The sequence below is a fragment of the Bacillus sp. D386 genome, assembly GCF_006346415.1.
This window is the reverse complement of sequence record NZ_VEMV01000002.1, coordinates 113,574-139,208: the sequence shown is the minus strand read 5'-3', so window position 1 is coordinate 139,208 and position 25,635 is coordinate 113,574. Positions and strand designations below refer to the sequence as shown.

The following is a 25,635-nucleotide window of genomic DNA, read 5'->3' as shown; positions in this document are numbered from 1 at the left end:
GGAATTATTTTGAAGTTCAAATTATTAATTTATATTAAATTTTCAAAATATTTTGCTATTTTTATTTTAGGTGTGTTAATATATCTAAATACTAATATCTCCAATAAAGGAAGGATGCATAGAAAAGAAAACATAATACCTTTATTTTTCAGAATATTTAATTAACTACTAAGGGGCGATGGGGATGAAGAGAAAAGAATATATAGTTAATCGAATGTATAAGGCGTCAACGGGAATCGCAAATGCCGTTTTAGTAACATTGGGAATCGGTCTATTATTTGAATCAATTGGGGGTTATTTTGATTGGCAAATGTTCCTTACTATTGGAGGAGCGGCAAAGGTTTTGCTCGCGCCTGCTCTTGGTGCAGGGATTGCCTATCAGCTTGGAGGTAACTCATTAGTACAATTTAGTGCAATGGCATGTGCGTCAGTTGGTGGAGCAGCTATTCAAAAAACAGCAGAAGGTGCTTTTACGATCGTTACTGGACAACCCATATCGGCTGTATTGGCTGCACTCATCGCTACATATATAGGCAAGAGGATGGTTGGTAAAACGAAATTGGACATTATGGCAATTCCAATTACAGCTATTTTTATTGGCGGGGTTTCAGGAGTTGGATTAGCGGCGGTGACAACACCTTTACTAACATGGATAAGTGCACAAATAACAGCCTCTGTAGAAGGCTCTCCTTTAATTGGATCGATTGTCCTATCCTTGGTATTTAGTCTTTTATTAATGACTCCAGCTTCATCAGCTGCGCTTGCGATTGCTCTGCAGTTGGATCCAGTATCAAGTGCAGCAGCTTTGATTGGCTGTACAGTACAATTTGTAGCCTTTACAGCAATGAGCTATAAAGATAATGATTTAGGTGGCTTCCTTGCCCAATCAATCGTGACACCAAAGGTACAGTTTCCTAATTTGATAAAAAACCCAATCTATATTATACCTGCGTTTACAGCTGCCGCAATTGCTGCGCCAATAGCTACGATGGTCTTTGATTTTAAAGTACCGTATGAATTAGGGGGTATGGGGCTAAGCTCGTTGATTGCACCGATAAACATCTTAGCTAATCAAGGGATAGGCATATTCCTCATTTATGTAGGAATAGGGATGGTGCTTCCTGTTATGATTGCTCTTTCGATTCACCGTCTTCTAAAAATGGCTGGAAAGGTTAAAGCAGGTGATCTTCATCTTGAAGTTCAATAGTTGTCTGCTTTGTCTCTTTTGAAATATTGACTCAGATAGGGTTTGTGTAAATCCAACGAAGAAGAGAATCTATTTTGAAAAATATGCTAAAAATGAACCTAAACAATCCATAGAGAAAGTTATTATATCTTCATTTGTAATGAACATATAAAAAATGCGAAGTGAGTAGATGATTTCTGTATGATGCAGGAATCATCTTTTTTCGTGTGCAGAATGACAGCTTAGTTGCTTGTTGATTTAAAATATAAAGTACTTCAGTTTACTTAAGTCCAAAGAATGTTTCAGGCGGGCCATGAGTTTAAGAATATGCCTACAATATATCGCGATTATTCTTTTGGGGGTATTATGACTTCGTAATCAATAATCAGATTATTGTTTGGATGGAAATCACCTCCATTGTGAAAGAGAATTCAGCAATATAGTAGCAGACACATATAGTTAATTATATTTGAATGTTTTTTCTACGAAAGGGGACGTATTCAAGAGTTGCTGGATTTGTTTGGTAAGGAAGAATGATTCAACTCTGATGATCCTCTTTCGTTTAATTTATATAAAGGTATAGGCATAAAGTCCATATTTCTTAATCATATTCTTCTAAAAATAGGAAAACGTAAACTGTTCTTCAGAAAGTTAGTTTACTAGAATGGAAGGGTGTAATTATGAAAACGATTACATATATGAATTTATGCAATCGTTTGCCTACTAAGAGAAGAATGAAGGAGGAGGAAGATGTCTGTGAGAAAGAATAGAATTATCGCGTTGCTAGGCACATTTTGCTTGTTATTGACAATGCTCCCTCAGCTAAGTGCAAAAGCAGAAGATGGAAAAACGGAGATTGTCATCCATTATCAGGGAAATGATGATGCAAAGGATTGGAATCTATGGGTATGGCCTGAAAATGGAGAAGGTCATGTCGAACAGTTTGAGGAAGAAGATGCATTTGGAAAGGTTGCGAGATTTACACTGGAGGGACTTCATGAGCGGGTTGGCTTTATTATTCGTACTGATTCATGGGAAAAAGATGGAGGCGACCGTTGGATTGAAGGAATAAAGGATGGAAAGGCGGAGGTGTGGATTATTTCAGGAGATGATGAAGTGTACTATTCAGAACCAAACAGTGAGCCGAGCATCAAAAAGGCAGCGATGGACAGCTTTACAGAAATCACTGTCACGACAAATAATCCACTTGATATAAACAGAACAGTGATTGAGCTTGAAAATGCACCCATTCAAGCAATTATCCCTGAGGAAGGGAATAGCTCAGTAACAAATAAGTTTACGATAAAAACAAACAAGAAGCTTGATGTGCGTGGAAGCTATGCCGTGAGAATTGAGGGCTATGGAGAGCGGGCTGTTGAGATAGGAGAAGTGGTGCGGACAGAGGAGTTTGATCGCCAGTATTATTATGGTGGCAATGATCTTGGGAACACCTACTCACGTTTTTCGACCAACTTCCGTTTGTGGGCTCCAACAGCTCAAGAGGCAAAGCTCGTTCTTTATGAAAATTGGAATGATCCTAAGGGCAAGGAAATTACGATGAAGTCGGATAAAAAGGGGACATGGACGGCTAAATTAAAAGGAAATCAGGATGGTCTCTTTTACACATATAAAGTGAATATAGGTGGGAAATGGACAGAGGCTGTTGATCCATATGTAAGGGCAGCGTCAGTCAATGGTCAAAAAGGAGCCGTGATAGATTTATCGAAAACAAATCCGAATGGCTGGAATAAACATAAGAAACCAAAGTTAGCGAATCCAGAGAGTTCAATTATTTATGAATTGCATGTACGCGACTTGTCCATCCAGTCAGAAAGCGGAATTAAGCAAAAGGGGAAATATTTAGGCGTTACGGAGAAAGGTACAAAGGGACCAAATGGGCTTCCAACCGGTCTTGATCATATACAATCATTGGGAGTAACTCATGTTCAATTTTTGCCAATCTATGATTATAAAACAGTAGATGAAACAAAGCTTGACGAGCCACAGTATAACTGGGGGTATGACCCACAAAACTACAATGTACCTGAAGGGTCATATTCTACCAATCCCTATGAACCTAAAGTGAGAATAAAAGAACTGAAGCAAATGATCCAAACGCTCCATAAGGAGGACCTACGTGTAGTAATGGATGTTGTCTACAACCATATGTATGATGCTGCAGAGTCAAACTTTCAAAAGTTGGTTCCTGGCTATTACTACCGCTACAATGAGGATGGTACATTGGCAAATGGTACCGGTGTCGGCAATGATACTGCCTCCGAGCGAAGAATGATGCGTAAATTCATCGTCGACTCCTCAAGCTATTGGGCGAAGGAATATAAACTGGACGGATTTCGATTTGATTTAATGGGAATCCATGATGTTGAGACAATGAATGATGTAAGGAAGGCTTTGAAGCGTATTGACCCATCATTTATTATCCATGGGGAAGGTTGGGATTTAAATACTCCGCTTGCGGCTGACATAAAGGCAAATCAGAAAAATGCTGAAAAAATGCCTGGCATTGCTCATTTCAATGATGACATTCGAGATGGACTGAAGGGCAGCGTATTTGAAGAGCAGGATAATGGATTCGTAAATGGAAAATTGAATATGGAAGATCGGATCAAAAAAGGCATTATGGCCGGTCTTGATTATGATAATAACCAGGCGACATACCGTGATCCGGAACAGGTCATCACTTATGTAGAAGCACATGATAATCACACCCTTTGGGACAAGTTGGAATTGACGAATCCAAATGCAAGTTATGAAGAGAAAAAACAAAGACATAAACTGGCCTCGTCTATCATTTTAACTTCACAGGGGATCCCATTTATTCACGCCGGACAGGAATTTATGCGAACTAAGTATGGAGATCATAATAGCTATAAATCCCCAGATGAAATTAATCAATTAGATTGGAAACGGAATGCAGAATTTGTGAATGAAGTGAAATATATGTCGGGTTTGATAGAACTTCGTAAAAACCATCCAGTATTCAGAATGACGGAGGCCAGCGCAATAAAGGATAGTATTCGCTTTTTAAATGCACCGGTAAATACGATTGCCTATACGATTACTGAACCATCAAGAGGAAAGCAAAATGGGAGCTATTTTGTAGCACATAATGCCAACACAAATGATGTTGAAGTTGTACTTCCACGAAACGCTGTATGGAATGTACTCGTAAATGCAAATGAGGCTTCCTCGAAACCCATATATAAACTGAAAGGGGAAAAGGTGACCATTCCTGCATTAAGTACTGTTGTGCTTCAAGAAAAGGGAAAAAAATATAAAAAGAAGCGCTGATGCATAGTTTATCCAAGGCCAAACAGCCCTGTCATCATAATGACAGGGCTGTTTGTTTTTTATAAAACGAATTAGCTAAGGCTTCAATAACCAACCTATGCCCCGGGTATCCCCGGTCAAAGGCGGAGCAAAGGTGTATCAAAGGTGAAGGAAAGCAGCTATCAAACACCTATACAGTACCTATGCCCCGGGTATCCACGGTCAAAGGCAGAGCAAAGGTGTGTCAAAGGTGAAGGAAAGCAGCTATCAAACACCTATACAGTACCTATGCCCCGGGTATCCCCGGTCAAAGGCGGAGCAAAGGTGTGTCAAAGGTGAAGGAAAGCAGCTATCGAACACCTATGCAACACCTATGCCCCGGGTATCAAACCCACCTCTCCCGCCAGTTTATCCCCTAAGACAAGTAAAGGAAGGTTTAGAAAACGAAAAAAGAAAGCCAAAATAGGCTTTCTTTTTACTTAGATATAAATTGCTGAGTCCAAATGTGACCAGATTTCGCATAACCTACACCAATATGAGTAAACTTCGAGCTTAAAATATTTGCTCTGTGGCCTGTGCTATTCATCCACGCCTTTACAACTTGTTCAGGTGTTGTTTGACCTTTTGCGATGTTTTCACCAGCAGATTTATAGCTGATACCAAAGTTTTTCATCATGTCGAATGGTGAACCATATACAGGACTAGTGTGACTAAAATAATTATTATCTCTCATATCTTCTGATTTGTATCTAGCTACTCTAGCAAGCTCCCAATCATATTTTAATTCCTGCAAACCTTGTTTTGCTCTTTCAACATTGACGAGTCTGATAACTTCTTGCTCATAGGATTTAACATCGTCTTGAGTAGGAATATTGATCTTTTGACCAGGATAAATCAAGTTTATATTTGAAATTTGAGAATTGGCTGCAATAATTTCGCTGATTCCTGTCTCTGTTTTAACAGCAATCTTCCATAAAGTATCACCGGAGACAACCGTATATTGATAGTCTGCAAAAGCGGTGGCTGTAGGTAGCAGTAAAGTGGTTGTGAGTATAACTGATGTGATTTTTTTCTTCATCTTTCCTCTCCTTAAAATTTTTTATTACGGGTTCGATTATATAAAAGAATGGAAGAGAATTGGTTGTCAATATCAGGAATCTACTAATATTGCCATTTGAACCCCTCTAGAAAGGGATTTATACAAATTTGGTAAATGATAGAATTGGCGATATAACTATTAGAGGGAGAGCTGATTTTTTAATAACCGATTATTAATGTTAAGAGTATAAACATCCAAGCTTGGGGCTTTTTTGCTGCGAAGATAGGGGTTAAGAGATGTGTTGAATATTGATTTAGAAAATAATGAAATATGACAAATTCAAAAACAGTATATACGTTCCTTCTATAAGTCTTTTATACTAGAAATAGGCAAATGGAAGGGGGGTCCATATAATGAAAAAGATGTTAATCACATTAGGTGTAACATTATTATTTACAGGGTGCAGTGCTAGCGAAAGTTCAATAAAGGTAAACGAAAAAGTGGAAATTGAGAGTTCTGTTGGACAAAAAGCCGTACATACATATATTAAGAAAGCAAAAGCTCATCTCAGTACAGCTCCTAATTATAATCCGGCAGTCTATGATGATCGGCTTATGAAAATGGCAAGTGATTCATTTCAGATATCTGTGGAAGAAGCAACTGAGATTTACAAAGCCTATGAATATGATAAATAATTTTTTTATTTAAATTTAAAGCGCTTTCATTCGGTGGGAGTAAAACTTTATTTTAGTTCTGTATTAACCTTCTTACAAAAAGGGTAATAAACTATTGATAGGGCTAATACAGAGAGGAAGTGGCACGGTGAGTCTCCAGACCGTTCTGTTTGATTTTGATGGAACTATTGCCGATACTTTACCTGTTAGTTTTGAAGCTTTTAGGTATGTGTTTAATAAATATGATCAAAGAAGTTTAACTGATGAAGAGATTATTCAATTATTTGGTCCCATTGAGGATGTTATTATAAGAAATCATTTACGTAATAAGGAAAAGGTGGAGCATGCCATAGAAGATTTTTATGATTTATATGAAAAAGGGCATAATCGTGAGTTTGAATACTTAACAGAAATTCAGGAAATGCTGGATGTTTTAAAGGACATGGATATAAATCTGGGAATTGTTACTGGAAAAAGCAGAAGATCATTAACACTCTCACTAGAGTTGTTGAATCTATACGACTATTTCGATGTGACCATTTCTGGCGATGAAGTTAAAGCACCTAAACCCGATCCTGAAGGGATACAGAAATCACTATTTTTACTCCATAATGATCCATCTGAGGTCATCGTTGTTGGAGATAGCCAGGCTGATATCGCTGCAGGAGCTTCAGCGCACGTAACGACCATCGCAGCTCAATGGTTTAGCACAGTTCAAACGAGCTTGTATGGAACAAAGCCTACTCATATTTGTAAGACTCTTCCTGATTTTATTAAATTGATAAAAAAATATAAGCATAACTTCAATTAAAATACACAAAAAATAAATAGTTTATTCTAATTAATTCCTTTTAAATTAACTCTTTGTAGTTAAACTTAAAAGGTTTTTTTGTCTATTCGCTTTAGTAAAATTGTTTATAAGCTTTATTTTGAAGATGAAACATTGTGAAAATCATTGATTAGTTTAGTATAATAGTCTTGTATGTGAAAGGGGGCTCTCACGTTGAAGGTTAAAAAAACCATATGGGGAAGTATAGGAATGTTATTAATGGTTCTTATCTTGGCTGGTTGTAATGAAACTGTCAGTCCAGAAGAGCGATTGAAGGAATACATAAACCTGTGGAACGATCAGAAATTTGATAAGATGTATTCGAACTATGTAGCAGACTCAGCCAAAGACAAGTTTAAAAAAGAACAATATGTCGATCGATATCAAAAGGTCTATAAGGACCTGGAGATTTCCGATTTATCAGTTAAAAGCGAATTCAAGGATGAGAAAGAGCTGAAGAGGGATCAAAAAAGTATAACACTTCCCATTCAAGTAAAAATGAATTCCCTTGCAGGACCGATTGAATTTGAAAAAGAAGTAACCATGAAGCTTGAAACGAAGGATAAGGAAGATAATTGGTATGTAGACTGGGATACAACTTATATTTTCCCTGAACTTCAGCCAGACGATAAGATTGGGATTAAAACGACAACTGGTAAAAGGGGCGAAATCCTTGATCGTAATGGAAATGGGCTTGCGATAAATGGAATTGCTCAAACTGTAGGTATAACACCAGAGAAGTTTGATGAATCCAAAAAAGCAGAGTTAACAAAATTATTGAATCTTAGCAATGACTATATTGATAAACAGCTTAATCAAAGCTGGGTTCAGCCAGGTTATTTTGTGCCAATTAAAACAATCCAAAATAACCAAACAGAGCTGATTGAAAAATTAAAAGTTATTAATGGTGTCAGTTTCCAAGAAAAAGAGATTCGGGAATATCCATATGGTGAAAGTGCAGCCCATTTGACAGGATATGTAGGTACTATTACTGCTGAAGAGCTAGAGAAAAATAAAGATAAGGGCTATTCAAATGACAGTATAATTGGCAAAAGAGGGCTTGAGCAATTATTAGAGGATAAACTGCGCCCGAAAGATGGCAATACGATTTATATTAACCGCGAAGATGACCCTATAGTCATTGCTGAAACAGAAGCAGAGGATGGGGAAAGCTTTAGGTTAGTATTGGATGGTGAATTACAAAAACAAGCATTTCAAAATATGAAGGGAGCTGCGGGGACATTTGCTGCGGTACATCCAAATACAGGAGATGTATTGGCGCTTGTAAGTTCTCCGTCGTTTAATCCAAACGACTTTGTACTGGGAATTAGCTCAGAGAAGTATAGTCAGCTGGAAAATGATAAAAAACTGCCATTATTAAATCGATTTGCGGCCGCTTATTCACCTGGTTCAACGATCAAGCCGATTATTGCAGCAATGGGTTTAAAAACGGGGAAGCTTGACCCAGAAAAACAGCTGAATATTAAAGGCTTAAAATGGTCTAAAGGGAAAGAATGGGGAAATGCCTCTATTACAAGAGTAAGCGATCCAGGAAAACCTGTTAATCTTCAAACTGCCTTACAAATCTCAGATAATATTTATTTCGCACAGACAGCTCTTTCGATTGGTGAGACTGATTTGATTACTGGATTTAAGGAATTAGGGATTGGCGAAGAAAAATTCCCGCTAGAATATCCAGTCCGCGCATCACAATATTCAAATAGCGGCAAATTGGAGAGCAGTAAATTATTAGCTGATACTGGCTATGGTCAAGGAGAAGTATTAATGAGTGCGGTTCATTTATCCAGTATTTACGGTACAATTGTCAATGATGGAAAATTGATGAAGCCTCGTCTTTACCTTGATACTGAAACTGCCGTTTGGCACGATTCTTTTATTACTGCTGAACAGGCTAAAACATTGAAAACTGACTTGAGGAAGGTTGTTACAAGCGGCACAGGAAAGGCTGCAAACACACCTAAACTGCAATTAGCAGGTAAGACAGGTACAGCTGAGCTGAAAAGCACACAAGGAGAAGAAGGTATTGAAAATGGGTTATTCGTAGCCTATGATCAAAAAAATCCGAAGGCTGTCATGGCACTGTTAATAGAAGATGTACAAAATAATGGCGGAGGTAAAAATGTTCAATCCATTGTTCAAAAGACATTCCTGGATTGGGATTCCTCTGAAATTGATTAATTAAAAAGGTAAACAAAAAATAGAAAAGAAGCTTCCATTCAGAACATGAACGATACTCTGGATAGCGGACACTGATAAAAAAGTGCCACTATCCGGGGGTATCTTTCAAGTAAGGGTGGGAGCTTCTTTTTTCAGGCTTCTTATACAGGTTTTATTTTTGCATGATCCAAGTTAATAGTTCTTTTTATTTTTTCATCAATACTTTTTAGTTATTTACTATCTTCTGCTGAGTGCACCTTAAATAGATAAACTAGTAATCTGAAAAAATAAGTGATGTAAATCGATTAACGGGATTTAATTCTCCTCACCAGGTAGATGATGCCTGCTAAGATGATGCCTGCGATGCTCACAAAACCCATTAGCAATATAGAAAAGCCTAATCCAATGTTCGCATCTTCAGAGGGGGTAATCATTTCAGCAATTATTAAGAACGTATAATAGCCAAAGGTAGCTAGGTAGATTAAGAAGGCTGCATAACGCTCGCTTTTACTTCCTTGCCTGGTTACTGCATAAACGCAAAAAAAGGAAACTGCCAGGAGAGCGTACCTCAAGATAATCTCAGTATAATTAATATAATCCATAATCACCGCACCCTATCTCTTGATAAATTTAATATATTGAACATCCTATCTCATTATAAAGTTAAAATGGCTATTTATGGAATGAGTAAAAAGGCATGTCCCTTCAGCAAACTTATTTCAGGTTAACAAAATTAATGTAAAATTCATTGAAAAAAGGCATAAGTCTTAAACTGATGCCTTTAATATTCTTTATCTCGAATAGCTTTATCTTAATTAGCTAAATCAATAATCCTGCCTTCAACATTAGGTGAAACAGTTTGTTCAGGGAAGGACTGGATGTAATCGGAGAAAATTTCCCAATCAACGAAGCCAGGTTCGCTTACGCGTCCATCTGCATAAATATCAGCAAAGACAGAATAGCCATCCCCGCCTTTGGCAGTGAAGATGTTCGTAGCAGCGAAGTAGTTCTGTGTATCCACGAGTGATGTATATTCGCCATTCTGGTTTATTTCGACTGATTGCACGCGTGTGCCAGCAGGTTTAGAGCTATCATAGATAAACCGCATGCCTGCGACCTGCAGGTATCCGCCGCTAGCGCTTGGAGCAGCACTAACGCTATGTTCAAGAGCTGTTTTCAATTCCGCTCCGCTTATTTCCATGATTGCGAGTGCATTGCTGAAGGGGAGGACTGTCATAACGTCAGCTAAAGTGATTGGTCCTGCCTTTAAGGTTGTCCGGACACCGCCGCCATTTTGTAGGGCGATGACAGTATTTGGGTTGATGGCTTTTGCCTTATCGAGCATTCCATCAGCAATCAAGTTGCCAAGATTTGTTTCGCCTGTCCTTGCAGCAGGATTGCCACCAATCAGATCGACAGCTGTTGTTCCGACAACTTGTTTTTTCTTTGCGTCAACAATAGGCTTATACTTCGCTAGGATTTGAGCTGCTGCCGGGTCTTCAGCAAAGATATAAGATCCTTCTGTGTTCTTAGCATCAATGCTAATCAGTTCGCCATCATAGGCAATAACTTTTCCTTTTTTATCAAAGCTCACATCAAGCTCACCAAGATATTTGGAATACTCGTTTGCTTGGACGATAACTGTCGGTTCTTTGTATTTATCTACAACGACTGGCTCATTCAGCTGTGAATGAGAGTGGCCGCCAACAATAATATCAATGCCTTCGACTTGATTAGCAAGCTCAAGGTCATTGTCACCGCCGCCGTCATTGTAGCCAATATGGGTAAGGGCGATGATTTTATCGACTCCTTGTTTCTTGAATGCTTTAACGGAGGCTTTGGCTGAATTGATATATTCTTCGAATTTAACATCACCAGGACTAGAGATACTGGTAGTCTCAGCGGTCGTTAAGCCGAAAATACCAACTTTCTCACCGTTTACATTTTTAATAATACCGTCGTATATTTTTCCATCATGTGGTTTAGCAGTATATGTGTTATTCTGAAGTCTTTTCATGAGGGCATCATCGCTGAAGTCAACATTTGCACTCACAAATGGGAACTCAGCGCTTTGAACGAATGGCAGCAAGGTCTCAGTGCCAAGATCAAATTCATGGTTACCAAAGGTAAAAGCATCGAATCCGGCAAGATTCATCAATTCAAGATCGGCTAGTCCCTTAAATTCATTAAAATAAAGGGTGCCAGAGAATACATCACCAGCATGGAGAAGAAGATTATTCGTATTTCCATTGCGATGTTCATTAATTGCGGTTATTTGTCTTGGTGTATTTTCAATATTAGCATGTGTATCGTTCACATGAAGAACACGCAACTGATAATCTGGGGCTTTTAGGGCTAGTTGCAGCATGGAAATAAGCTCGGATAAGCTAGCCTTTTGGTTATAACCAAATTCAGTATCGGAAATACCTTCAGCGATGTCGTATAGAAGGATAGAACCGATTCTTTCAGCGTGTTTAGCAGGTACATCAGAGAAGTTTGTTACTGTGCTTCCTTTCAAATCGAAAGCCTTCGCAATCCAAACAGCAAGCTCCCCACGAGTTAAGGGCTCATAGCTGCCAAATTTATTCTTGCTTTTCCCATCAAGAATACCGGCATAGACTAATGAGTTTACAGCTTTTTGGGACGATTTTGGCACATCCGTAAAGCTTGTCTTTGGAGCTTTTTGGCTATCGAGTTTTAATGCACGCGCCATCAGAGCAGCTGCATCAATTCTAGATATGGATTTCTGTTTCTTCATACTTTGGGACGAAACGCCCAGTTCCTGAATAAAACGTGCTTCATTCTGGCGATCAGATGTTTTTGCATCGACTGCCGGCGCAAGCAATGTTCCAGCAAGCGCAACAACCATTGTCATAATGGCCAACATACGAGAAAACTTCAATCGAAACTTCATATACCGCTCCCCTTTTGTTTGATATGGCCAAGATATAGGCCTCATATCTGATTATAAATTAGTTTTCGAGGCAATCGACATAATTTTCAAATAAATGGTAAATTTGAACTATATATTAATAATCAATTCTTTTAAGAGATATTTATTTAGTATCTGTAATGTTTTGTTTAATAATTAAGCCTTAGAAATCTGATTAACCTTATCATATAGTGTATGTGTTCAAGATGAAGGAGAAAGGTTATTAATTTTGATCTTAAATTTTACAGATCTTTATTTTCCGAGTTATTAAATTTAAATGAAATCTAAATGGAAAACGTTTTGTAATATTATTCCAAATGGTGATACTCTTATGAATGGAGGTGGAGTGTTGAGAAAATTCAGTTTATGGTCGATGGGAATGATGATAGCAGGGCTGATATTATTCGGTTTAACCGCAGGTATAGAAAAACATGTGGAACTTTTATTTCTTTTAGGAAGTCTTTCTTTTCTAGTTGGAATAGTCTTCAGTTTTGTGGCGATTGCAAAACAGGAAGAAGGTTGGTTAAAATTCATTTCACTCAGTTCTTTTTTTATTGTGTTCTTTGTGATTAGCTGGTTTGAGCCGTTTTATTTCATTCGAGTCCTTACTTGGTTGAAAAATATGGCTTAGAAATGAGAAGGGGAGATAGAGTTTTAGATAAAAAAGGTACTGCAAGTAGCAGCACCTTTTTTTAATTGAGAATATGAGAATATAATTGAAAATGTAAAATAGGATTAAATTATTCTATTAAACTTCTTCAGTTACTGTTAAACCAAGTCCTGCAGCTACAAGTGTTCCATATTCAGGATCAGCTTTGTAGAAATGCTGGATTTGACGTTCGATAATTTCAGGTACAGTTACACCTTGCATAGATCCAACGATGTTGTTAACCAGGTTAGCGCGTTCTTCACTGCTTAACAATCTGTAAAGATCACCAGCTTGAGTGTAGAAATCATCATTATCATAAGAAGTGCTTGCAGCATAGCCTTCCACTTCAAATGTTGCTTGTTGGTCTTCTGGAGATTCTTGTGGACCTCCGAAGCTGTTTGGCTCGTAGTAGACAGAAGAACCGCCATTTATACTTGGGTTCATTTGTCCGTCACGTTGATAGTTATTTACTTCAACTTTAGGACGGTTGACTGGTAAGTGATTATGGTTTGCTCCCACACGGTAACGGTGAGCATCTGCATAAGCGAATAAGCGACCTTGCAATAATTTATCCGGTGATACATCAATACCAGGAACGAAATTACCAGGAGAGAATGTAGCTTGTTCTACTTCTGCAAAATAGTTTTCTGGGTTTCTATCTAATACCATGCGGCCAACTTCGATTAAAGGATAGTCTTTTTGAGACCAAACTTTTGTTACATCGAATGGATCGAAACGATATGTGTTTGCATCTTCAAGTGGCATGATTTGTACGCATAATTTCCATGCAGGATAATCGCCAGCTTCAATTGCATTGTGTAAGTCTTCGATATGGTAGTCTGGATTTGTACCTGCAAGCTCAGCAGCCAAATCAGTAGATAGATTTTTTACCCCTTGTTCTGTTTTCCAGTGGTATTTAACCCATACGGATTTACCTTCCGCATTCGTCCATTTGAATGTGTGGCTACCAAATCCGTGCATATGACGCCAAGTAGCAGGAATACCACGGTCAGACATAAGTATTGTTATTTGATGTAAAGATTCTGGTGAAAGTGACCAGAAATCCCAAACAGCATTAGGGTTTTTCAAATGTGTTTTTGGATCTCTTTTTTGTGTATGTATGAAATCAGGGAATTTGATTGCATCACGGATAAAGAAGACAGGAGTATTGTTACCAACGATATCATAGTTACCTTCTTCAGTATAAAGTTTTACAGCAAATCCACGAGGATCACGCAATGTATCAGCAGAACCAAGTTCACCTGCAACTGTAGAGAAACGAATGAACAAAGGCGTTTTTTTGCCAACTTCAGATAGGAAAGCAGCTTTTGTATATTCAGTTAGATCCTTTGTAACTTCGAAATAACCATGTGCTCCGCCGCCTTTTGCATGCACAACACGCTCAGGTACACGTTCTCTGTTAAAGTGAGCTAATTTTTCTAATAAATGTACGTCTTGGATTAAAGTTGGTCCGCGTCTTCCAGCTGTGATGGAATTTTGGTTATCTCCTACAGGAGCTCCCCAACTAGTTGTTAATTTTTTGGACATTATTTATACCACCTTTTTCGTATGATAAACCTATTATATTTATTTTTTATCATATTATCAATTAAAAACAACTATTTATTTAAAATAATTATAAATAGAATGAAATTAAGCGAAAGGATGCTTTTTTAATTCATTATGAGAGAGCTCTTAATGGTAGGGATAATACCTAAAGCAAGCAGGAGAGGCAGCAAGGAGATTCTCAATTAAGAAGCAGGTATTCTTAATTATGTTCTTTTAATTAGAGTATGAAAATATCAACTTTATATAAATGTGGAAAGGGATTTTCTATCGAACCAGTTGATTTTCCAAATTGATTGGGAAAGTTATGTATCCTTTATCAGTTTCCTTGCTGTCAAATGGAATGGTTCATGAATCTTCCTTTAAATACAATCTAAAAGTATTTGATGAGAAATATAATTTAATTAAATTCTTTTACTTTCCCATTTATGGTTAAACAGAGTAAGATGAAAAATAACATATAAAACATATTGGAGAGGTGTGAAATAATGGGAGAAACGGTCCGCACAGTTCCGAGACCATTGGTACGTTTAAACCAATGGGTGATTTTTCTTAGCGTGGTCGCTACTTGGGTAACAGGTATAGAATGGATTTTAGCACTGCCTTTATTTGCAGGAATTATGGGTTTAGTCTTTGGATTCAATCCAATCATGCAAGGAGGTAAGTTATTTTTAAGAAAAAAACCTTCTGATTATATCCCGGAAGAGTGGGCTCAGCAACAATTTAATCAAGTGATCGCTGTTATTTGTCTTGCAGGCGGCCTGATCAGTTATCTACTTGATTGGGTGATTGCTGGATATGTATTTACGGCCATGGTTGCTATTGCTTCATTTGTAGCTATTCTTGGATTCTGTATTGGTTGTTTTATTCGTTTCCAGTGGCAGCAATATAGGTATAAGAAATCAGTAAATAAAACAGTTTAAAAGAAGGAAAAGGATCTTGCATGCTATCGCAGGATCCTTTTTTCTGGGCAGAATCGTAGAATTATTGCTAACGACTTAATTAAAAACCCCCGCAAGGCTATCGCTTTGCAGAGGCTCCAACTTAAATAGATTGCGATTCATCCAGATCAACAGGTTCATTTTTATCCCTCATTCTACTGAAGATCGTTGCTAAAATCGGTCCTGATATATTGTGCCATACACTAAAGATGGCACTTGGAACAGCTGCCAAAGGTGAGAAATGTGCTACCGCTAATGAAGCACCCAATCCTGAATTTTGCATACCGACTTCAATCGCGACTGCTTTCCTTTTCGCCAGATTCATGCCTAATAATTTACCGAATAAGTATCCGATTAAATAGCCTAAGCCATTATGTAAAATGACTACAGCGAAAATGAGCAATCCTGTTTCAGCAATTTTTTGCTGATTTGCCGCAACTACAGCTGCAACAATAGCAACTATGGCAATAACAGAAACAAGAGGCATTACTTTAACACTTGCTTTCGCCTGCTTATTAAACAATTTCTGAACAATAAAGCCAAGTGCGATTGGTATAACAATTACTTGCACAATCGAGATAAATAAGCTAGTAGGTGCAACATCGATGTATTCGCTTGCGAATAAGAAAATGAGTGCAGGTGTGACAACTGGAGCCAGCAATGTTGTGATGGAAGTAATGGTTACGGATAATGCAACATCTCCTTTTGAAAGAAAGGTCATGACATTAGAAGCCGTTCCTCCTGGGCAGCAGCCTACTAAAATGACGCCGACTGCAATTTCTGGTGGAAGATCGAATAGCTTGACCAATAAAAATGCCAATGTGGGCATAATCAAGAATTGACCGACTACACCGATGAGAACATCCTTCGGTCTTGTTAATACTTCTTTAAAATCAGCAGGTGAAATTGTTAATCCCATCCCAAACATGACAATCCCTAATAAAACGGTAATATAGGCTGCAATCCAAGAAAAACCATCTGGAATAAAGAAGGCAAGTGCTGCAAAAATAAGTACCCATACTGCAAAGGTGTTACTTACAAATTGACTGAAACGTTCTAAAGCTTTCATATTTCACCTCAGGGATAAATTTGTTTAATATGGGAAATTATATATTAATATCTGAATATAATCAATAGTCTGAAAACTCATTGTGAAGAGATGCATTCAAAAGAAACATTTTTTTGGCTGACTTCTTGTGTTCTCTCTATATATAGTATGGATAATTTCCGAATATCTCTGTGAAAAAGCAAAAAAATACACCATCAAACTCAAGAAACATACATAATATCGAGTAAGGTGGAAAATATTCACTTTGAATTTAATGCTTTTATTAATTCATCCGGATTTTGTGAACCCACTACCACTTTTCCATTTCCTTTTCCTCTTAATTGCAATTCTATTCCCTTGTTGCCGCCTATATTATATGCTGTATCCCCATTTAAATTAAATCTTATGCCCCAGCCTCCGAATTGTAGTAACGAATTGTAGGTAATACTAGAATATTGAACCATATCTTTAAATAAAAATGATTTATAATGGAGGTGAAACGGCATATAACGCACATACAATCCATCCTTACGCACCTCAGTTTCTAGCTTACAGAATCCCAGTAATAGTCCTAATGGGATTGCTATTCCAAAAACAAGCCAAAGAATTGTTAAAAACGGATTAGATGCAGGTTTATCACCGAATGGAATTCCGAAAATGACCTGTTGAATAAATGCATACCAAAATAATGTAGCGAGAGCTATAATAAAAATCCATAGCAAGGGTTGGCGAGGGTATTGAACTTCTCGAAAGATTACATCCTCCTGTTTTTTCATGATAATAATTTCCTCCTCTTTACATAATTAAGTACTAATGTTTGAGTACAGAACTTTTGTATTATTATAAATATGTGTTATTTATACTCCTTATTGTACTATTTAAGTGAAAAACTGTCATAATTCTACCTGTCCTTTAATTCCAGATAAAACTAAAACTCAAAAAGGCATGATCTCCGTAGATAAATGCCTCATTTCTTCTGTTAATTATATTTTCAGTAATAATGCTTGTTCATCTGTTGAGAGCTTTAAAGTCTATCCTCTATTTTTAATAGTAAAGGGAAATGAGTAGTAACACTTTATCATTCCTAGCTTTCTTATTTAAATTCTGTATAACTTGCTCCTATTTTTAAATCAAGGTCACCTTTCTTCAGCATGGGCATAAACTGTAGCATGCAATCCTTGTTGAACTGATAATTAATTTGCACGCTAGACATTTATCATGCATAGGATGAAATGAAAATGGTTGAGGAGGGTAACCTTGTATGTCGCAATATAGAGAAATTATCACGAAGGCAGTAGTAGCAAAGGGGCGTAAGTTTACCAAGGCAAATCATACGGTTTGTCCGGACAACGATCCTACCAGTATACTGGGCTGCTGGATTATTAATCATACGTACGAAGCTAAGAAACAGGGTAAAAAGGTAGAAATTGCAGGATATTATGATATCAATGTTTGGTATTCATATTGCAATAATACAAAGACAGAAGTAAGAACAGAAAAGGTTCCATATAAAGACACCATAAAATTAAAGTATCGGGACCAAACAGTTTATGATGATAATGAAGTCATAGCCAAAGTAATTCAGCAACCAAATTGTATTGAATGTCTCATCACTCCAGATGGCGAAAAGATCTCTGTTCATGTTGAACGTGAATTTTTAGTGGAGATTATTGGTGAAACAAAAGTAACTGTTTCAATCAGGGAAAATGCAAACACCGATGAGGAAAGCTGGGAGCTTGAGGTAGATGATGACGAACTGGAGGAAATTAATCCTGATTTCCTTGATCATAGTGAGTCATCCAGTGAAGAGTCCAGCTCCTATGAATCAGGCAGGAAAAAAAGCAAAAGCAAGCGGGATTAAGGAACTAGAGAGAAAAACTCTCTAGTTTTTTTGTTGTTAGATGAGCTTGGCTCCTATGATATAATACTTCTATTATATATTTGATTGAAAGAAAGGTTTTGGGAAAATGGCAGTAGCAACCTATACTCCTATGATTCAACAATACTTGAGTATAAAGGCAGATTATCAAGATGCATTCTTGTTTTTCCGTCTCGGTGATTTTTATGAAATGTTCTTTGAGGATGCCATTAAGGCATCAAAAGAATTGGAGATAACCTTAACAGCGAAGAATGGTGGAGGAGAACAAAAAATTCCAATGTGCGGGGTTCCTTATCATTCAGCGCAGTCTTATATTGAAACACTGGTAGATCGTGGTTTTAAAGTGGCCATCTGCGAACAAACAGAGGACCCAAAAGCGGCAAAAGGGGTCGTTAAACGTGAAGTTGTCCAATTAATTACTCCAGGTACAGTGATGGAAGGAAAGAGCCTCGCTGAAAAGGAGAATAATTATCTTGCAACTATTTCATCTATAGATGGATTGGGATTTGGAGTGGCTCATATTGATTTAACGACTGGCGAAAATCGAGTAACCCATTTTTCCAATTTTAAAGATGTGTTAAATGAAGTTTCGGTTATAGGATCTAAAGAAGTTGTAGTTCAGCCCGATATCGGCGATGAAAAAGAAATTTTATTAAAAGACAGAGGGATTGTCACGATTTCTTATGAAGCCGATTCGGAAACGAAAGACGAGTTTAACCATCTGGTAAATGAGCTTCCGAAAAAAGACCTAAAGCATACGGTAGCCCGTTTGCTCAATTATATACAGCGTACTCAAAAGAGGACGATTGAACATATTCAACCAGTTGAATTATATGAAACGGAACAATATTTAAAAATTGATTACTATTCAAAAAGAAATTTAGAGCTCACGGAAACTATTCGTTCAAAAGGTAAAAAAGGCTCTCTTTTATGGCTTCTTGATGAAACCAAGACGGCCATGGGCGGCAGAAGACTAAAGCAATGGATTGAACGCCCATTAGTCAGCGAATCTGAAATAGAAGCTCGGTTATCGATGGTTGAAACATTTATGAATCAATTTTTTGAACGGGAAGAGCTGCGTGAGCTATTACATGAAGTGTATGATTTGGAACGTTTAACAGGCCGTGTTTCCTATGGCAATGTAAATGCACGGGATTTATTGCAGCTGAAGCGTTCCCTGCAGCAAGTACCGGCTATTATTGATGTGATTGGAAGGCTGCCTATTGATACGGCTAAAGAAATCGCATCCCGGATGGATCCGTGTGAAGAAGTGACGGATTTACTCGAGCAGGCGCTGCATGAGAACCCGCCGATTTCCATCAAAGAGGGAGGCATTATTCGCGAAGGGTATAATGAAGATTTAGATCGTTATCGCGATGCTTCCAAGAACGGGAAAACCTGGATCGCTCAGTTGGAACAAAAGGAAAGAGAGAGAACGGGTATCCGTTCGCTAAAAATTGGTTATAATCGTGTATTTGGTTATTACTTGGAAATAACAAAGGCAAATCTCCACCTTCTGAATGATGATCGATATGATAGAAAACAAACTCTTGCAAATGCAGAACGTTATATCACTCCAGAATTAAAGGAAAAAGAAACAATCATCCTCGAAGCAGAGGAAAAAAGTACAGGTCTGGAATACGATTTGTTCTGTGAATTACGTGATCAAATTAAAGATTATATACCTCGTCTGCAAAAATTAGCGATGGAAATCAGTGAATTGGATGTTTTACAATGTTTCTCTACTATTAGTGAACGTTACCACTATGTAAAACCACAATTCTCTCATACACGCCAAATGAGTATAAGAAATGGCCGACATCCAGTTGTAGAAAAGGTTTTAAAAGCGCAGGAATATGTACCGAATGATTGTTTCTTGGATAAAAAGAAGGAAATCTTATTAATTACTGGACCAAATATGTCCGGTAAGAGTACGTATATGCGCCAGGTTGCTTTGACAGCAATTATGGCCCAAATCGGCTGCTTTGTACCTGCAGACGAAGCAACACTGCCGATCTTTGATCAGGTATTTACTCGAATTGGTGCTGCGGATGATTTGATATCAGGACAAAGTACATTTATGGTTGAAATGCTTGAAGCGAACCATGCGATTACGAATGCAACAGAAAACAGTTTGCTTCTATTCGATGAAATCGGAAGAGGAACGTCAACCTATGATGGAATGGCATTAGCCCAATCGATTATCGAATATATTCACCATCATATTGGCGCAGCTACCCTCTTTTCCACGCATTATCATGAGTTAACAGCTCTATCTGATCAACTCAGCAAGCTGAGTAACGTACATGTTCGTGCAATTGAGCAAAATGGCACAGTCATTTTCCTTCATAAAGTAGTCGATGGACCTGCTGATCGCAGTTATGGTATTCATGTTGCCAAGCTTGCGGAAATGCCGGAGACGGTGATTAAGCGAGCGCAAGAGATATTAAACGTCCTTGAACAAGGGGACAAGCAACCAAAACCTACGCCGCCTGTAAAAACTGAAACTGATGCTGAAATTGTCAGTGAACAGGCGCAATTATCCTTTTTCACAGAAGATAAAAAGGAAAAAACGACTTCATCATCCCGACACTCAAAAGAGTGGAAGGTAGCGGAAGAGCTTAAATCCTTATCTATATTAGAGATGAATCCTTTAGAAGCTTTAAACGCCTTATATGCATTACAGAAAAAATTAAAGTAGGAAGGAGAGAACGATATGGGGAAAATTGTACTGTTAGATGATCTATTATCCAATAAAATCGCTGCCGGAGAAGTAGTAGAGAGACCTGCATCTGTTGTAAAAGAGTTAGTGGAAAACTCAATAGATGCTAACAGTACGGTAATTGAGATTTATGCTACGGAAGCCGGTCTTGAATCCATTCGCATTATTGATAATGGGGAAGGGATGGAAGAGGACGATGCCCTCAATGCTTTTCACAGGCACGCGACCAGTAAAATAAAGGACGAAAACGATTTATTCAGAATTCGTACGCTAGGTTTCCGGGGTGAGGCATTGCCTTCAATCGCTTCTGTTTCCAAATTCGAATTAAAGACCTCAACAGGTGATGGACCTGGAACCCGTCTTTTACTCGAGGGCGGCAAGGTCCTTACTCATGAGTCCTATTCAAGCCGTAAAGGAACCGATATAACGGTGAGTGAACTGTTCTTTAATACACCGGCTCGTCTGAAATATGTTAAAAGCGTTCATACAGAGCTTGGGAATATAACCGATGTCGTAAATAGGCTGGCACTGTCGCATCCGGATGTATCGTTTAAGCTGGTTCACAACGACCGTACCTTATTACAAACATCAGGCAACGGCAATCCACTTCAGGTGCTTGCCGGGATATATGGGATACAAACTGCTCAAAAAATGCTGCCGTTTGAAGCATCAACACTTGATTTTTCAATAAAAGGCTATGCCGGACATCCGGAAATGACGAGGGCTTCGCGTAACTATATGACCATTTTGGTAAATGGAAGATTTATTAAGAATTATTTGATCGCCAAAGCAGTCATGGAAGGGTACCATACTTTATTGCCTATTGGACGTTATCCAATTGCGATGCTCAATATTGAAATGGATCCTTTATTGGTTGATGTGAATGTGCATCCTTCCAAAATGGAGGTTCGTTTCAGTAAAGAGCAAGAGCTGATGACATTAATTAGCGAGGCCATCCGGAATACGTTTAAAAAAGAGACATTAATTCCGACAGGCGCTCCTGTTAAACGTGAGGAAAAAGCAAAAACGGAACAAGCTCAATTTACGTTTACGGAGGAAAGAGCCAAGCGGCCTGAGGCGCCAAAGCAGACTCCTCCAATGGTAAAGGCAACTGAAGGATTTTCAGTGATTTATGATCCGCCTGAGATTGAACAGCCGAAGCGGGAATTCGAGGCTCCTAGTCCTATCGAGTTGAACGAGCCTGGAAGGGAATCAGTAGAAGAACAGGTAGAAACTGAACCGTTTATCAGTTCAGAAGCGGGTTCCGAACGTGTCGGAACGATCGTAGAGCAAAAAGAAGAGGAATTAGAGCCGATTCAAGACAATCAGGACATGCAAGAAAGCCGAATTCCGCCTTTATATCCGATTGGACAGCTGCATGGAACGTATATTTTGGCCCAAAATGAACAAGGGCTCTATATGATTGACCAGCATGCTGCCCAAGAGCGGATTAAGTATGAGTTCTTCAAGCATAAGGTGGGAGAGGTCAACAAAGAACTGCAAGAAATGTTGGTCCCGATGACACTGGAGTATTCAACAGATGAGTTTGTGAAGCTGGAAGAACATAAAGAAGAGTTGGAAGCGGTCGGAGTATTTTTAGAACCATTTGGATTAAATAGTTATATTGTCCGCGCCCATCCAACCTGGTTCCCAGCAGGCATGGAAGAAACGATCATCGATGAAATGGTCCACCAAGTATTAACGATGAAAAAGGTGGATATTAAGAAATTGCGTGAGGAAGCGGCAATCATGATGAGCTGTAAGGGGTCAATTAAAGCCAACCGGCATTTGCGTAATGATGAAATAAGTGCATTACTGGATGAATTGCGCCGTACAAATGATCCATTCACATGCCCGCATGGCCGTCCAATTATCGTTCATTATTCGATTTATGAGCTGGAGAAAATGTTTAAACGGGTTATGTAATGAAGTAGGTAAATAAAAGCCATTAAACTTTAATTAAGCGGAGGAAACGAGTCATTTTCCTCCGCTTTTTTTGTGTTTATAATATAAGTTTGGATACAAAAAAGCTCCTAAGCTGCGCTTTTTTGGGCCTATCCCCAGCTATGAGGCACCTATGACTGGCCTATACCGGGTAAAGGTGTCTGAAAGGTAGGTGAAGTATGGAGGAAAGGAGCTATCTCCCAGCTATGAGGCACCTATAACCGGCCTATACCGGGGGAAAGGTGTCTGAAAGGTAGGTGAAGTATGGAGGAAAGGAGCTATCTCCCAGCTATGAGGCACCTATAACCGGCCTATACCGGGGGAAAGGTGTCTGAAAGGTAGGTGAAGTATGGAGGAAAGGAGCTATCTCCCAGCTATGAGGCACCTATAACCGGCCTATACCGGGGGAAAGGTGTCTGAAAGGTAGGTGAAGTATGAAGGAAAGCAGCTATCTCCCAGCTATGAGGCACCTATGATCGGCCTATACCGGGGGAAAGGTGTCTGAAAGGTGGGTGAAGTATGGAGGAAAGCAGCTATCCTCCACCTATGACCAGCCTATACTGGGGTAAAAGTGTCTGAAAGGTAGTCATCTTAGGGAATTTAATTTATGAGCAGGTACCATTACTTGCAGGGTTGATTCTCTCTAAGCAGCTGCTTATGTTTTTATGTAAATCGCATATATGTCTTAACCAGGACCCAAGAAATCAACCTTGAAAAGCAAAAAAGGTGTCAAATCAGCCTATCATACTGATCAGACACCTTTTTAATTACTCAATATCAATAGTTTGCTCTTGCTTCGCCTGCCATAGTTTGAATTTCTCGAGGTCTTCAGTTATTTGCTTAATGGTAAATCCGATGATGGCTGCATCATCAGCAAACCCAAGACCTACAATAAAATCTGGGATAAAATCAATAGGTGATACAAAATAGATAATGGCTGCGATTATAGAGATAATCGATTTTTTAGGAATCTCTTTATAATCACCCTTTACCCAGGAGCGAAACATAGTGATGAGTAATTGCAGATTGTCCCATACCTCTTCCAATGCATTTTTGTTTGTATTTGATTTTGTAGTTGCTTCATCTAATAGCTCATTTGATTTTTTTGTATTATTTAAATAGGTTTTGGCTGAATCGATGTATTTTTTATATTTATGTATTCCTTTGTTTTGTTCTTCCATTACTCATTCCTCCTAAACGACAACTTGTTTACATTTTAAGGTATATTGCTTCAACTAACAACATTTCAGTGATTGGCTTGAAATAAAATTAAATACCTCTCATTAGAAACGCTGCCTAATGTCTTTTTCCCTAAATTTGTGTATACTAATCCTATCCTGTGAAAAAATGAGGTGTATAGAGTTATGAGTAAAAGTCGGGCTAAAAAATATAGGTTGAAATTGGAGAGGGAAGGCAAGCGTAATCCTGAAACTCTACGTGGCGGCCTATATACAATTGATTTGAGTACAAAAATGACGAAAACAAAGAAGGATAAAATGGAACAGTTTAAACATAAAAAGAGATTTCAGCATCTAACAAAAGATGAGGGAATCTCTTTTTATTTAGCTCTAAGGAGATGTGTATAAAAGGAGTCAGTATTTTAGTCCATGGCACTGAGACCTTATGTTGTTCTATGTACTAAAACGATTAGTGAAATGGTGAACCAAAGGCCAAGCACGTACCTCAATCTTTTTTGCAAAATGAAAAATAGGCAATTCATCATTAATATCAATACCTTGCTTGGATAATACTGAATTCTTACTGAATTCTGCTACTGCCTCTTGTAAGATCCAAGGTTCATGTAAAATATCACAGCGAAGCGGTACTCCTGATAAATTTAAAGTATAAAAGCAGTAACGCTCGGCCATCCATTCCTCGAAGGACCCCTTAGCTGCCTGAAATGGTTCTGAAATTGGTCTATAGCTACAGGTTAACTCGATTTCATGGTCATGTAGTCTCTTACTTTTAAATTCAATGTTTGTATCATTAGTCTGGATTTCCATATCAGTGTACCAATACGGTAAGTGGTATAGTGTTCTAGCCCCTTTTACAGCAAGCCAATTGGAAGCATCCAAACTAAAAAAGTACACACCTGGCTTTCCGTCGAGAATGACATATGTACGAACATTTAGCTCAGGAAATTGATCTGTTCCTGGAATAGGGGGTAATCCCCGGAGTCTAATACCCGACATACGAAACGGTACAACCCCAATCCAGCACATGCCATTATATGAATCCAAAGGGAGCACTTCAGGGACTAACTTTCGTAACGCCTCATATTTAATTGGATAATGGGCAAATAAAAGATCGCTCCATGTCTGCTTCATTGTCCAAGGTAAATTCGGGAGAGCCCATGGACGATGACTGTCATCCCATTGGTTTTTATCGAGCTTTAGTTGTTCTCCCAAAGCTATCACTTCCTTAACAATTTTTTAATGTAATTTTTGGAATTGAACTCCTTTTAGAATAATCGTCACCACTTTGGTTAAGTAAAAATCAAAAGTAAAAAAATTCATGATAGCAATTTTACATGGAGATAAACATCCTAATTAATACCTATTATACCGTTAAATTGAAATGATTTTATATTATTAATCTATTTTAAAGTAACTATTGTAGATTTAAATTAAGAATCTTACAGATAAATGTAAGCCTTGTGGAAAGAACTTTCCAACATGAACAATTAAATGGGTTTGTAAGTTTCCTATGGAATCGGGATTCCAGTGATTATATTGGACTCGCTGTTTCATCTGTGGA

19 protein-coding genes are annotated in these 25,635 nt (G+C 38.2%); 11 read left to right on the top strand and 8 right to left on the bottom strand.

Going from position 1 to position 25,635, the window contains the following annotated elements; translation table 11 throughout:
* The first annotated feature begins 178 nt into the window (after positions 1-178).
* Together FHY45_RS05675 and pulA are read left to right on the top strand one after the other, a co-directional pair.
* Positions 179-1,207 carry a PTS sugar transporter subunit IIC gene (locus FHY45_RS05675; RefSeq protein WP_373925450.1) on the top strand — a complete coding sequence of 343 codons (1,029 nt, stop codon included), beginning with the start codon at positions 179-181 and terminating at the stop codon, positions 1,205-1,207.
* A gap of 789 nt (positions 1,208-1,996) precedes the next feature.
* On the top strand, positions 1,997-4,498 hold the full coding sequence (gene pulA, locus FHY45_RS05670) for a type I pullulanase (protein WP_373925460.1): 2,502 nt from the start codon (positions 1,997-1,999) through the stop codon (positions 4,496-4,498).
* Positions 4,499-4,952: 454 nt separating this feature from the next.
* On the opposite strand, the gene safA is transcribed toward pulA, so the two are convergent.
* The gene (safA, locus tag FHY45_RS05665; protein ID WP_139891127.1) at positions 4,953-5,555 is read right to left on the bottom strand and encodes a SafA/ExsA family spore coat assembly protein; all 603 of its coding nucleotides are present in this window, start codon (positions 5,553-5,555) and stop codon (positions 4,953-4,955) included.
* A 374-nt stretch (positions 5,556-5,929) separates the two neighbouring features.
* Here safA and FHY45_RS05660 point away from each other — a divergent pair, with 374 nt between their 5' ends.
* From FHY45_RS05660 to FHY45_RS05650, 3 genes are all read left to right on the top strand, one after another.
* Positions 5,930-6,211, top strand: coding sequence for a putative periplasmic lipoprotein (locus FHY45_RS05660; RefSeq protein WP_139891126.1), 282 nt, complete (start codon positions 5,930-5,932; stop codon positions 6,209-6,211).
* A 127-nt stretch (positions 6,212-6,338) separates the two neighbouring features.
* Complete coding sequence (locus FHY45_RS05655) at positions 6,339-7,001, top strand: HAD family hydrolase (protein WP_139891125.1); 663 nt, start codon at positions 6,339-6,341, stop codon at positions 6,999-7,001.
* A gap of 192 nt (positions 7,002-7,193) precedes the next feature.
* The gene (locus tag FHY45_RS05650) at positions 7,194-9,218 is read left to right on the top strand and encodes a penicillin-binding transpeptidase domain-containing protein (RefSeq protein ID WP_257468930.1); all 2,025 of its coding nucleotides are present in this window, start codon (positions 7,194-7,196) and stop codon (positions 9,216-9,218) included.
* Between the two features lie 284 nt (positions 9,219-9,502).
* Here FHY45_RS05650 and FHY45_RS05645 read toward each other — a convergent pair whose 3' ends face one another.
* Both FHY45_RS05645 and FHY45_RS05640 read right to left on the bottom strand, forming a co-directional pair.
* Positions 9,503-9,799, bottom strand: coding sequence for a hypothetical protein (locus tag FHY45_RS05645; protein ID WP_139891124.1), 297 nt, complete (start codon positions 9,797-9,799; stop codon positions 9,503-9,505).
* Positions 9,800-10,008: 209 nt separating this feature from the next.
* Complete coding sequence (locus tag FHY45_RS05640; RefSeq protein ID WP_257468929.1) at positions 10,009-12,111, bottom strand: 5'-nucleotidase C-terminal domain-containing protein; 2,103 nt, start codon at positions 12,109-12,111, stop codon at positions 10,009-10,011.
* Positions 12,112-12,478: 367 nt separating this feature from the next.
* On the opposite strand from FHY45_RS05640, the gene FHY45_RS05635 reads away from it, so the two are divergent.
* On the top strand, positions 12,479-12,760 hold the full coding sequence (locus FHY45_RS05635) for a hypothetical protein (protein WP_139891122.1): 282 nt from the start codon (positions 12,479-12,481) through the stop codon (positions 12,758-12,760).
* Positions 12,761-12,877: 117 nt separating this feature from the next.
* Here the strand turns inward: FHY45_RS05635 and katA are convergent, their stop codons facing one another.
* Complete coding sequence (gene katA / locus FHY45_RS05630) at positions 12,878-14,329, bottom strand: catalase KatA (RefSeq protein WP_139891121.1); 1,452 nt, start codon at positions 14,327-14,329, stop codon at positions 12,878-12,880.
* Between the two features lie 503 nt (positions 14,330-14,832).
* On the opposite strand from katA, the gene FHY45_RS05625 reads away from it, so the two are divergent.
* The gene (locus tag FHY45_RS05625; protein ID WP_139891120.1) at positions 14,833-15,267 is read left to right on the top strand and encodes a DUF4395 domain-containing protein; all 435 of its coding nucleotides are present in this window, start codon (positions 14,833-14,835) and stop codon (positions 15,265-15,267) included.
* 121 nt (positions 15,268-15,388) lie between these two features.
* Here FHY45_RS05625 and FHY45_RS05620 read toward each other — a convergent pair whose 3' ends face one another.
* Positions 15,389-16,354 carry a bile acid:sodium symporter family protein gene (locus FHY45_RS05620; RefSeq protein WP_139891119.1) on the bottom strand — a complete coding sequence of 322 codons (966 nt, stop codon included), beginning with the start codon at positions 16,352-16,354 and terminating at the stop codon, positions 15,389-15,391.
* A 239-nt stretch (positions 16,355-16,593) separates the two neighbouring features.
* On the bottom strand, positions 16,594-17,109 hold the full coding sequence (locus FHY45_RS05615) for a DUF6141 family protein (RefSeq protein ID WP_139891118.1): 516 nt from the start codon (positions 17,107-17,109) through the stop codon (positions 16,594-16,596).
* Positions 17,110-17,594: 485 nt separating this feature from the next.
* On the opposite strand from FHY45_RS05615, the gene cotE reads away from it, so the two are divergent.
* The 3 genes from cotE to mutL all read left to right on the top strand — a co-directional run bounded on the left by cotE (position 17,595) and on the right by mutL (position 22,860).
* On the top strand, positions 17,595-18,194 hold the full coding sequence (cotE, locus tag FHY45_RS05610; RefSeq protein ID WP_139891117.1) for an outer spore coat protein CotE: 600 nt from the start codon (positions 17,595-17,597) through the stop codon (positions 18,192-18,194).
* A gap of 106 nt (positions 18,195-18,300) precedes the next feature.
* Positions 18,301-20,913, top strand: a complete 2,613-nt coding sequence (mutS, locus tag FHY45_RS05605; RefSeq protein ID WP_139891116.1) for a DNA mismatch repair protein MutS — start codon at positions 18,301-18,303, stop codon at positions 20,911-20,913.
* Positions 20,914-20,928: 15 nt separating this feature from the next.
* On the top strand, positions 20,929-22,860 hold the full coding sequence (gene mutL, locus FHY45_RS05600) for a DNA mismatch repair endonuclease MutL (RefSeq protein WP_139891115.1): 1,932 nt from the start codon (positions 20,929-20,931) through the stop codon (positions 22,858-22,860).
* A 785-nt stretch (positions 22,861-23,645) separates the two neighbouring features.
* Here the strand turns inward: mutL and FHY45_RS05595 are convergent.
* Positions 23,646-24,059: a YkvA family protein gene (locus FHY45_RS05595; protein ID WP_066104258.1), complete on the bottom strand. Its 414-nt coding sequence runs from the start codon at positions 24,057-24,059 to the stop codon at positions 23,646-23,648.
* A gap of 183 nt (positions 24,060-24,242) precedes the next feature.
* Here FHY45_RS05595 and FHY45_RS05590 point away from each other — a divergent pair, with 183 nt between their 5' ends.
* Positions 24,243-24,464 carry a hypothetical protein gene (locus FHY45_RS05590; protein WP_139891114.1) on the top strand — a complete coding sequence of 74 codons (222 nt, stop codon included), beginning with the start codon at positions 24,243-24,245 and terminating at the stop codon, positions 24,462-24,464.
* Positions 24,465-24,509: 45 nt separating this feature from the next.
* Here FHY45_RS05590 and FHY45_RS05585 read toward each other — a convergent pair whose 3' ends face one another.
* A complete protein-coding gene (locus FHY45_RS05585) occupies positions 24,510-25,205 on the bottom strand; it encodes a YqjF family protein (RefSeq protein ID WP_139891547.1) in 696 nt (231 codons plus the stop codon).
* Positions 25,206-25,635: the final 430 nt, after the last annotated feature.